The following is a 10,116-nucleotide window of genomic DNA, read 5'->3' on the forward strand; positions in this document are numbered from 1 at the left end:
TCTGTTGTCGCAATCGGATGCCTCGCGTCCTAGCCCCTCGTAGGCTGCAGCGTGCGGCATCTCAGACGCCCAGCCATTGCAGGCCGCCGGGCAGCGGATCGACCGCGAAGTCCACCTGCAGAACCCGACGATGCGCGGGAACAGCCGCCGCCTCCGACGCATGCAGGATCGGCGTCGAATAGAGCCAGGCGTCACCCGCTGCGGCCAGGCAGGCGACCACGCCGCATTCCCTGACCACGGCGGGCACGTCGTGCTCGGCGATCCTCCCTCGTGTGTGCGAGCCAGGCGCAATGAGGAGTGGCGCATTCGTCTCCGGAACGGGATCGAGATGAAGTCGCAGCGTGATCATCCGCGCCAGAACCTCGAAGGGTGGCGCGACGTGCAACGCGCCATGCTTTCGGCTCCAGGGTCCAAACCCGGCGACCTCGATGCGGTTCTCAACCGCGATGACGCGGTCCTGATGCCAGGCCAGCGACCAGTTGGTCGAAGGGGTCTTGTCGAAGAGGATGGCGCGCACAGCTTGCGGCGGCCCCTTCATCTTGCGGGCGGCGAGCTTGCCGACAGCGCCGTTCGGTTCAAGGAAGGGGCGCAACGCCTCCACCCCGAAGAGCCTGATCCCGGCTTGATCCGCCGGTTGGTCGGATAGGGCGTCGGCGATCATTTTCATCGCGTCGGGGGCTATCGCCGACTTGGCCAGTTCCGCGCCGTCCAGGTCTAGGCTGAGGCGTTCAAGGCGCGTGACGGTCGCTGGCTGAATGGTCATGTTGGTCGAAAGCGGACGCTTTGCGTCACAGCCAGTCCTTCATCTCTTGGAGGCAGCAGCGTGCCGGTCTGGACAGGTCAGTCAAGGCTCGCCTCTGGCGACCGCTTCGCGGCGACGCGAAGCGTCGGCCTTGAGTGACCTGTCCAGACCGGCGATCGTCTCGCCGTGAGATGAAGGGTTGGCTCCCTTCGGCGCGAAGGTTTTTCAACAAAACCAACAACTCTTGTCATCCCGGGCGGCGCAGCCGACCCGGGACCCAGGGGCCTGCGCATTGCGGTTCCCCCTGGGTCCCGGCGCTCCGCTTCGCTACGGCCGGGATGACAAGCGTTTTGGAAGCGGATAAGTCGCCCCCTAGCCCAGCCCCGGCGTCGAATAGCGCGCGCCCTGCCGCAAGGCGCCGTTGGCCAGCAGATAGACCACCCCGGCCAGCAGCACCGCGCTGGTCGCCACGCTGGCTTCCGGGCCAAAGGCCCCGCCGGTCAGCCACCAGGCCGCATTGGCGTTGGGGGCCAGGTCGACCACCAGGCTCTGCACGGCCACCTTGGCGCCGCTGACGTCCAGACCAAAGCCGACGCCCAGCAGGGTGTTCCACGCCGTGTGCCAGGCGCAGACGCCCCACAGCGAGCCTTCCTTGATCGCATAGAGACTGATCAGAACCGAGAACAGCAGCAGGTTGCCCAGGGCCAGGGCCAGTTCCAGCGACGGCTTGATATTGCCGGCGTGCAGCACCGCGAAGACCACGGCGTTGACGATGATCGCCGCCACCAGCCCGTGCCGCGAGGCGACCAGTTGCAGCAGCCAGCCGCGCAGCATCAGCTCCTCGGTCGCGCCCTGAACCATGAAGCCCGCGAACAGGCAGAGGATCGGCAGGAACAGGATCGGGCTGGGGGCGCTCCAGACGCCGATCCCCTCGATGTGATAGCCGCCCAGGGCCCAGGCCAGGCCGATGGAGGCGATCAGAAAGCCGGCCCCGGTCAACAGGCCTCGACCATAGCGGACCAGGGCCTGGCCGTTCAGGCCCAGGGCGGCGGGGGATCGCCGCTCGAACAGCCCGACCCAGGCCAGGATCAGCAGGGCCGTGACCCCGAAGCCCAGAAGCTGGATGGTCAGCGGCGCCCACTGGGTGTTGAGATCGGCCTGGTGGAAGCCCATCGGCTTGAGCACGCCGAAGATGGTCGCCAGCTGTCCGGCGATGAAGAACACCACCATCAGCACAATGGCGGCCGCCGTCCAGGTCCGGCGATGCCGCATGGTGCGCGGCGCATAGAGTTCGACTTTGTTCATGATGAAAAATAAAGGCGACGCAGCGCCTTACCATTCTGTAATGTTGAGGGGATCTAAACTGGATAGACAACAATTCAAGGAGGTTCTGTACTTAAATAAAAGTCACAATGACTTTTCCAGATCCTCCCCCAGAGGGGAGGTGTCGGCGAAGCCGACGGAGGGGGAAGTTTAGCAACCGCCCCGCGACTGCCCCCTCCGGCCCTCCGGGCCACCTCCCCCTCTGGGGGAGGATCTGCGCCCCCTCGCCTTCCCGCCACGTAAGCCTTGCCGTCCGGCGCCTTTGGGCTAGGCTCAACAGAACAATGATAACCTGGGGAGTGAGACCATGACGCCGCCCGATGGCGCGTCGCCCGCGCGCGACGCTGAATCCGTTCCCTCGCAGGCCGCTCCGTTCAAGCCCCTGCCCATGAAGGGTCCTGACATCACGGTCGACCGCCGGGCCGACGGCAGCGTGGTCATCACCTCCAACCACCCGCCCGGCGAGGGTCCCCATTCGATCGCCCACCTGCTGGCCCAGCGCGCCGCGGCCCATCCCGACCGGCCCTATCTGAAGCAGCGCGAGCCCGGTCACGGCCCGTGGCGCGCGATCACCTACGGCCAGGCCCAGCGCGCGGTCGAGGGCATAGCCCAATGGCTGCTGGACCGGGGCGTGACGGCGGCCGACAGCGTGATGATCCTGTCGGGCAACTCGATCGAGCACGCCCTGATGACCCTGGGGGCCTATGCCGCCGGCGTACCCGCCGCCCCGGTCAGCCCCGCCTACAGCCTGATGTCCACCGACCACGCCAAGCTCAAGCACTGCTTCGCCACGGTCGCCCCCAAGGTAGTCTTCGCCCAGTCCGGCGCGATGTTCGACAAGGCCCTGGCCGTGCTCAAGGCCCTGGACCCCGACCTGGTCGTGATCACAGCCGACGGCGTGGGCGACGGGGCCTTCGCCTTCGACGCCGTCGCCGCCACCGTGCCGACCGCCGCCGTGGCCGCCGCCTTGGAGACGGTGGGACCGCCGACCGTGGCCAAGTACCTGTTCACCTCGGGCTCGACCGGCCTGCCCAAGGGCGTGCCCCAGACCCATGCCATGATGGCCGGGGTGATCGCCGGCCAGGAAGGGCTGCGCGACGAGCCGCGCGCCGACGACGCGCCCGACAGCCTGGAATGGATGCCCTGGAGCCACATCTCGGCCGGCAATATCGGCTTCAACGCCGTGATCTGGAGCGGCGGCACCCTGTGGATCGACGAGGGCAAGCCCCTGCCGGGGATGTTCGAGACGACGATCAAGAACCTCTACGAGGTCTCGCCGATCGTGTTCGGCTCGGCCCCGATCGCCTTCTCGATGCTGGCCGGGGCCATGGAGCAGGACCCGACCCTGCGGGCCTCGTTCTTCAGGAACCTGCGCTACATGGCCTATGGCGGGGCCACCCTGTCCAACGACGTCTATGAGCGCATCCAGGCCCTGGCGGTGGCGGAAACCGGCCACCGCGTGCCCCTGACCACCATGTACGGCGCCACCGAGACTCAAGGCATCACCGTCACCCACTGGATCACCGAACGGGTCGGGCTGATCGGCCTGCCCCTGCCGGGCGTCGCCCTGAAGCTGACCCCCAACGGCAGCAAGTACGAGGTGCGGGTCAAGGGCCCGACGGTGGCCGGCGGCTATCACAAGGATCCGGAAAAGACCGCCGCCGCCTTCGACGAGGAAGGCTTCTACAAGCTGGGCGACGCGGCCCGCTTCGTCGATCCGGAGGATCCGGCCAAGGGGCCTGGTATTCGACGGCCGGGTGACCGAGGATTTCAAGCTCGACAGCGGGACCTGGGTCAGCGTCGGGTGCTGCGCCCCGACCTGGTGGCCGCCTGCAGCCCTATATCCACGACGCGGTGATCTGCGGCCAGGACAAGCCGATGATTCGGGCCCTGGTCTGGCCGTCGCCGGCCGCCATCGCGGCCCTGGCCGCCGATCCGGGTCCGGGGGCGCCGCTGGACAAGCTGACGGCGATCGGTGCGCGAGCGGATCGCGGCGTTCAACGCCGGGGCCGGCGCTCGTCGCGCCGCGTCGGCCGGTGACGATCCTGACCGAGCCGCCCTCGATCGACGCCGGCGAGATCACCGACAAGGGCTAATGTCAACCAGCGCGCCGTGCTGGAGCGCTCGCGCCGCCCTGGTCGAGGCCCTCTACGCCGCCACGCCGGGTCGAGGGCGTGATTCGTCATCTAGACAGGCGCGCCCGACGGCCGGGCCAGAACACGGCCAGGTTCGGATTCGCGGAGGCGCCGATCATCTCGTATCGGAGCCTCCGGAATAGTTCTAAACTACCCCCTTTGGTTGTGGAGGACGCCTGCCGTGATGTCTTTGATTGTTCCGTTGGTTCTGGTGGTGCTGGCGCTGTTCCTGGCGGTCAACGTCATCAAGATCGTGCCCCAGGGCCGCGAGTTCACCGTCGAGCGGTTCGGCCGCATATACCCGCACCCTCAAGCCCGGCATCAGCCTGCTGACCCCGTTCGTCGAGGCGGTCGGCCGTCGGGTCAACATTGATGGAGCAGGTGCTCGACGTTCCCCAGCAGGAGGTCATCACAAGGACAACGTCTCGGTGAAGGTCGACGCCATCGTCTTCATCCAGGTGATGGAGGCCTCGCAGGCCGCCTATCGCGTCGACAACCTGATGTACGCCATCACCCAGCTGACCCAGACCAACCTGCGCACCGTGGTCGGCTCGATGGAGCTGGACGAGGTGCTCAGCCAGCGCGACCTGATCAATACCCGCCTGCTGGCCACCATCGACCACGCCACCAATCCCTGGGGCGTCAAGATCGCCCGCATCGAGATCAAGGATCTCACCCCGCCCTCGGACATCACCAACGCCATGGCCCGCCAGATGAAGGCCGAGCGTGAGCGGCGGGCGGTGATCACCGAGGCCGAGGGCGAGAAGCAGGCCCAGATCGCCCGGGCCGAGGGCTCGAAACAGGCGGCGATCCTGCAGGCCGAGGGCCGCCGCGAAGCCGCCTTCCGCGACGCCGAGGCCCGCGAGCGCGAAGCCGAGGCCGAGGCCAAGGCGACGGCCTTCGTCTCCGAGGCCATCGCCAAGGGCGACGTCAACGCCATCAACTACTTCATCGCCCAGAAATATGTCGAAGCCTTTGGCGAGCTGGCCCGCTCGCCCAACGCCAAGACCGTGATCGTGCCCGCCGACTTCGCCGGCCTGACCGGTACGGTCGCGGGGGTGGCCGAACTGGTCAAGACCCTGGGCGGCAAGGATGTGGCGATCGCCGCCGGTCCCGCCGTCCCGCCCAGCCCGCGCCGGGGCGCTTGAGACCATGGACGCGATGACGGTGTTTCACGCCGCCCACCCCTTCTGGGTCTGGCTGGCGGTGGCCGCGATCATCCTGGCGGTCGAGGTCGGCACCGGCAGTGGCTGGCTGCTGTGGCCGGCGGCCAGCGCCGGGGCCGTGGGTCTGGTCAGCCTGGTCGCGCCGCTGGGCCTGCCGGTCGAGGTCGCCCTGTTCGCGGTGCTGACCATCGCCACCACCATCCTGGGCCGGCGCTATCTGCGTCCGGCCTCGGCCAGCGACGGGCCCGACCTCAACGACCCGATGCTGCGCCTGATCGGCCACGAGGGCGAGGTCCTGACCGGCTTCGTCCACGGCCACGGCCGGGTGTTCATCGACGGCAAGGACTGGGCCGCCGTCACGCGGGACGGCGCCAGCCCGGCCGCGGGCCAGCGCGTGCGGGTCACCGCCGTCGAGGGCGCGGTGCTGACCGTTCGGGCCGCCCCGTCAGGCGGCTAGACCTTGATCCGGTATCCGGTCCTGAACACCCACCACACGGCGGCCAGGCACAGGGCCATGAAGCCCAGGGTCGCGGCGAAGCTGATCCCCACGGCGACGTCGGACACGCCGTAGAAGCTCCAGCGGAAGCCGCTGACCAGATAGACCACCGGGTTGAACAGGGTGATCTTCTGCCAGATCGGCGGCAGCATGCTGATCGAATAGAAGCTGCCGCCCAGGAAGGTCAGGGGCGTGACGATCAGCGACGGCACGATCTGCAGCTTCTGGAAGTCGTCGGCCCAGATCCCGATCAGGAAGCCGAACAGGCTGAAGGTCACCGCCGTCAGCACCAGGAAGGCCAGCATCCAGACCGGGTGGGCGATCTCGAACGGCACGAACAGCCGCGCCGTGGCTAGGATCAGCAGGCCCAGCAGCACCGACTTGGTGGTCGCCGCCCCGACATAGCCGATCACCGTCTCGACCCACGAGACCGGGGCCGAGAGCAGCTCATAGATCGTCCCGGCCCATTTGGGCATGTAGATGCCGAACGAGGCGTTGGAGATGCTCTCGCTGAGCAGGGACAGCATGACCAGGCCCGGCACGATGAAGGCCCCGTAGCTGACCCCGTCGATCGAGGCCATGCGCGAGCCGATCGCCGAGCCGAACACCACGAAATAGAGCGAGGTCGACAGCACCGGCGAGATCACGCTCTGGGCCAGGGTGCGGAACCAGCGGGCCATTTCGAAGCGGTAGATCGCCTGGATGGCGTGAACGTTCAGCGAGAGGCTCATTTGCGGTCACTCACCAGGCTGACGAAGATTTCTTCCAGCGAGCTCTGGCTGGTGTGCAGGTCCTTGAAGTCGACGCCCTGTTCGCCCAGCCGCCGCAGCAGGCCGGCGATGCCGGTCTCCTCGGCCTGGGCGTCGAAGGTATAGACCAGCTCGTGGCCGTCGGCGGCCAGCGCCAGGGCGTAGTCCGCCAGCTGCGGCGGCACGGCGGTCAGGGGCGTCTGCAGCTGCAGGGTCAGCTGCTTCTTGCCCAGCTTGCGCATCAGGGCGTCCTTGTCCTCGACCAGGATGATCTCGCCCTTGCTGATCACCCCGATCCGGTCGGCCATCTCCTCGGCCTCCTCGATATAGTGGGTGGTCAGGATGATGGTGACGCCGCTGGCCCGCAGGCCGCGCACCATCTGCCACATGTCGCGGCGCAGCTCGACATCGACCCCGGCCGAGGGCTCGTCGAGGAACAGGATGGTCGGCTCGTGGCTCAGGGCCTTGGCGATCATCACGCGGCGCTTCATGCCGCCCGACAGCGCCATGATCTTGCTGTCCTTCTTGTCCCACAGCGACAGGTCGCGCAGCACCTTCTCGATGTGGGCGTCGTTGCGGGGCTTGCCGAACAGGCCGCGGCTGAAGCTGACGGTGGCCCAGACGGTCTCGAAGGCGTCGGTGTTCAGTTCCTGCGGCACCAGGCCGATCTTGGTGCGGGCGGCGCGATAGTCCTTCACCACGTCATGGCCGTCGGCCAGGACCGTCCCCGTCGACGGATTGACGATGCCGCAGATGGTGCTGATCAGCGTGGTCTTGCCGGCCCCGTTGGGGCCCAGAAGGGCGAAGATCTCGCCCCGACGAATCTCGAGGTCCACGCCCTTGAGGGCCTGGAATCCCGAGGCATAGGTCTTGGACAGACCGGATACGGCGATGATTGGCGACATGGAGCCCCTGGCTTCGACCGGCGGCGCCGCGAGCGCGACCGTCGCAGCCAAATGGGCCCGCCGAGGTGGCGTGGCTAGGGCCGATCGTCCCCAGGTCGAAACTTTATCGCGGAGCCCCTTCGGTCACCCCGCCGGCAGCGGCGGCAGATCCAGCCGCCGCGCCTGGGCCATCTGGCCATAGAGCGCGATGATCGACCGGTGGCGCGGCAGGTCGCCGGCGGCCTCGACGGCCTCGTGCAAGGCGATCAGACCGCGTCGCAGCGTGGCGTTGGCCGCATCGAGCGCGGGGATCGACAGGTCCTCGGCCGCGGTGTCGGCGACCGCCAGCAGATCCGGCCCATAGGTCGCGGCGGCGTCCCTGAGCAGGGCGGCGATGGCTGCGTTCTCCCAGACCCGCGACTGCGAGCCGCGCTCGGCCTCCTGCGCCGCCAGCAACGACAACAGGGCGATCACCGCGACCTTGCCGGTCATGAAATCGCCCTGGCTTTCCACCGGGGCCGGGATGGCGAGGCTGAGGAAGTTGCCTCTCAGGATGTCGGACAGGGCGGGAGTCATCAGAACGCCTCCAGGGCGGCCAGCCGGTCGGCCAGGATCAGGTCGTGGCGACGGGCGGTGTACCAGCCCGAGATCGCCAGGACGGGGTCGGTGAAACCGCCGTCGCGATAGGCCTTGGCCGCCGAGGTCCAGATCGCCTGGCCCTTGACGGCGTTGAACAGCGACCACCAGGCCAGGGCGGCCGGATCGACGGTCAGGCCGCTGGCCGCTTCCCAGGTCGCGAGGGCCTGGTCGGGCGCGATCATGCCGCCCACCCGGGTGTCGTCGAAGTGGTTCCACAGCGGATCGCAGGCCCAGCCGAGGTCTTCCAGCGGATCGCCCAGATGGGCCATCTCCCAGTCGAGGATCGCCAGGATCGCCCCCTGACCATCGTGCATGAAGTTGCCGGTCCGATAGTCGCCATGGACGATGCTGATCCGCTGGGCCGGCGGCGGCGGATTGCGCCGCAGGTGGCGGATCGCGGCCCTGACGATCGGCTGCGGATGAAGCTCGTCGGCCTCGATCACGTCCGACCAGTGATCCAGGGCCACGCGCCAGCAGTCGTCGAGGGCCGGCTCCGGAGCCGCCTCGCGAAACGGCGTGCCCTCATGGTTCAGCGCCGCCAGACGTCCCAGGGTCGCGAAGAACTGCTCGCCCAGGGCCTGGGCGTGATCGCCATAGGGAAGGACCACGAACGGCGAAGGCACCACGCCGCCGTCGACGCGCTCCATCAGGAAGAACGGGCGCTCCAGCGCCGAGTCGCCCTCCTCCAGCGCGATGGCCTCGGGAACCGGCACATGGCCATGGACCGTCTTGAAGGCCAGGAACTCCAGCCGTCGGTCGGTCTCCAGCAGGCCGCCCGGCGGGTCGCGCCGCAGGATCAGGCCACGGCTGCGACCGTCGACCAGAGCGTCGAAACGATAGGTCTCGCGGCTGGCGCCGCCGGGAATGCGGGCGAGGTTGGCGACGGTGGTCGGCGCGCCCCACAGCTCGGTCAGATAGGTTTCCAGTCCCTGCTGCAGGCTCACGGCGCGACATCCAGAATGCCGGTGAAGCCCGAGGGAGCGTGCGGCCCGAGAACCAGTTGCTCAAGCACACCGCGTCCAACCCGCACCCGACCTGACGCGTCGGTCCATCTGACTTTTGAGAGGGCCTGGACGTGCAGGTGATGCGGCATGGCGCGGTTCATCGTCGCCAGGTCGAAATCCTCGCGCTCGACCGACAGAGGCCCGTGGTTGAGACCATGGCCCCATTTGGGGTGGCCATAGCCCAGGCCCAGCATGAAGAACTCGGCGCGCGGCTCGATCAGCATCGAGCCCCCGCCCTCAAGGGTCAGCACCGCTCGGGCGGCGTTGCGCGACCCTGATCGCCAGTCGATCGCGCAGGCCGCGCCCTCGAAGTCGCTCGCGCCGTCGCGACCGGCGCCCAGCGGCGACCAGACCGCCCGCCGGTTCCAGGCCCGTCCAAGCTCGTCATCATTGGAGTGGAAGAACAGATCGCCATCCTCGAAGGCGCAGGGCGACCACAGCCAGAAGAACTGCGGCGCGACAGCCGGGGCCATCTCCTGCGGGTCGCGCGCGCCGATCGGGCGCACGCCCCAGGACCGGTCGCGCGTGCCGACGAATCCGTCGAGATCATGCCGAACGCCGTCGACCTCGATCCAGCCGGTATAGCGGCCGTTCTGGGTCAGGCGGGTATAGTCGAGCAGGGTGCGCGGACCGATGCGGCGGGTAAAGCGCGGCTCCTCGATCGGGAAGGACCGCCCCTCGAACAGCAGTTCGGCCCGGATGCCCTGGTCAGGCGCCTCGACCTTGATCCGAAGGCTTTGCAGCGGCTCGACCACCTCGATGCTGATCGGGCCGGCCGAGGTGTCCATCCGCTCCATGTCCAGCCAGCGGCTGGCATGGAGATTGATCTGGCGGCCGTCCTTCATCCAGCAGAACGACGCATCGGCGATGTTCAGGTGGGGATAGACCCCGAAGGCCGCCGCGAAGAAGGCGTCGTCGTCGCCCTCGGGCCGGTAGCCGTTGAAGAAGTATCGATCATAGAAATTTCGGTCGGTGCCG

Annotated in this window: 10 protein-coding genes and 2 pseudogenes; 4 read left to right on the top strand and 8 right to left on the bottom strand. The window is 68.1% G+C overall.

Translation table 11 applies throughout. The annotated features are described in order from the left end of the window. Positions 1–61: 61 nt before the first annotated feature. The 3 genes and pseudogenes from CSW58_RS02500 to CSW58_RS02510 form a co-directional block, all read right to left on the bottom strand. Positions 62–667, bottom strand: coding sequence for a phytanoyl-CoA dioxygenase family protein (locus CSW58_RS02500; protein WP_201721551.1), 606 nt, complete (start codon positions 665–667; stop codon positions 62–64). A 338-nt stretch (positions 668–1,005) separates the two neighbouring features. Beyond that, positions 1,006–1,104, bottom strand: a pseudogene (locus CSW58_RS14705) (hypothetical protein); the annotation flags it as partial. 10 nt (positions 1,105–1,114) lie between these two features. After that, positions 1,115–2,047: a CPBP family intramembrane glutamic endopeptidase gene (locus CSW58_RS02510; protein WP_099446176.1), complete on the bottom strand. Its 933-nt coding sequence runs from the start codon at positions 2,045–2,047 to the stop codon at positions 1,115–1,117. A 325-nt stretch (positions 2,048–2,372) separates the two neighbouring features. Here CSW58_RS02510 and CSW58_RS02515 point away from each other — a divergent pair. From CSW58_RS02515 to CSW58_RS02525, 4 genes and pseudogenes are all read left to right on the top strand, one after another. Next, positions 2,373–4,238: pseudogene (locus tag CSW58_RS02515) on the top strand (AMP-binding protein); the annotation flags it as partial. 146 nt (positions 4,239–4,384) lie between these two features. Continuing rightward, positions 4,385–4,573 carry a hypothetical protein gene (locus CSW58_RS14710; RefSeq protein ID WP_236627608.1) on the top strand — a complete coding sequence of 63 codons (189 nt, stop codon included), beginning with the start codon at positions 4,385–4,387 and terminating at the stop codon, positions 4,571–4,573. Beyond that, complete coding sequence (locus CSW58_RS02520) at positions 4,530–5,348, top strand: SPFH domain-containing protein (protein WP_236627607.1); 819 nt, start codon at positions 4,530–4,532, stop codon at positions 5,346–5,348. Before CSW58_RS14710 ends, CSW58_RS02520 begins: the two co-directional genes overlap by 44 nt. A 13-nt stretch (positions 5,349–5,361) precedes the next feature. Then, positions 5,362–5,823, top strand: coding sequence for an NfeD family protein (locus CSW58_RS02525; RefSeq protein ID WP_369825057.1), 462 nt, complete (start codon positions 5,362–5,364; stop codon positions 5,821–5,823). Here the strand turns inward: CSW58_RS02525 and CSW58_RS02530 are convergent. The 5 genes from CSW58_RS02530 to CSW58_RS02550 form a co-directional block, all read right to left on the bottom strand. After that, positions 5,820–6,581, bottom strand: coding sequence for an ABC transporter permease (locus CSW58_RS02530; RefSeq protein WP_099446182.1), 762 nt, complete (start codon positions 6,579–6,581; stop codon positions 5,820–5,822). The two genes, CSW58_RS02525 and CSW58_RS02530, sit on opposite strands and share 4 nt — an antisense overlap. An 8-nt stretch (positions 6,582–6,589) precedes the next feature. After that, positions 6,590–7,516, bottom strand: coding sequence for an ABC transporter ATP-binding protein (locus CSW58_RS02535; protein WP_099446177.1), 927 nt, complete (start codon positions 7,514–7,516; stop codon positions 6,590–6,592). Between the two features lie 123 nt (positions 7,517–7,639). Continuing rightward, on the bottom strand, positions 7,640–8,071 hold the full coding sequence (locus CSW58_RS02540) for a hypothetical protein (RefSeq protein WP_099446178.1): 432 nt from the start codon (positions 8,069–8,071) through the stop codon (positions 7,640–7,642). Further along, positions 8,071–9,078: a phosphotransferase family protein gene (locus CSW58_RS02545; RefSeq protein ID WP_099446179.1), complete on the bottom strand. Its 1,008-nt coding sequence runs from the start codon at positions 9,076–9,078 to the stop codon at positions 8,071–8,073. The genes CSW58_RS02540 and CSW58_RS02545 overlap by 1 nt, the downstream gene beginning before the upstream one ends. Further along, a partial coding sequence (locus CSW58_RS02550) for a hypothetical protein (protein ID WP_099446180.1) occupies positions 9,075–10,116 on the bottom strand: 1,042 nt, incomplete at its 5' end. The genes CSW58_RS02550 and CSW58_RS02545, both read right to left, overlap by 4 nt.

Source organism: Caulobacter sp. B11, from assembly GCF_002737765.1.
Taxonomy (GTDB): Bacteria; Pseudomonadota; Alphaproteobacteria; order Caulobacterales; family Caulobacteraceae; genus Caulobacter.

What these genes read in the sequence shown, in the direction of transcription:
- CSW58_RS02525 (WP_369825057.1), top strand. Translation starts at nt 5,362, where the DNA reads ATGACGGTGTTTCACGCCGCCCACCCCTTCTGGGTCTGGCTGGCGGTG.
- CSW58_RS02500 (WP_201721551.1), bottom strand. Translation starts at nt 667, where the DNA reads ATGAAAATGATCGCCGACGCCCTATCCGACCAACCGGCGGATCAAGCC.
- CSW58_RS02540 (WP_099446178.1), bottom strand. Translation starts at nt 8,071, where the DNA reads ATGACTCCCGCCCTGTCCGACATCCTGAGAGGCAACTTCCTCAGCCTC.
- CSW58_RS02510 (WP_099446176.1), bottom strand. Translation starts at nt 2,047, where the DNA reads ATGAACAAAGTCGAACTCTATGCGCCGCGCACCATGCGGCATCGCCGG.
- CSW58_RS02535 (WP_099446177.1), bottom strand. Translation starts at nt 7,516, where the DNA reads ATGTCGCCAATCATCGCCGTATCCGGTCTGTCCAAGACCTATGCCTCG.
- CSW58_RS14710 (WP_236627608.1), top strand. Translation starts at nt 4,385, where the DNA reads ATGTCTTTGATTGTTCCGTTGGTTCTGGTGGTGCTGGCGCTGTTCCTG.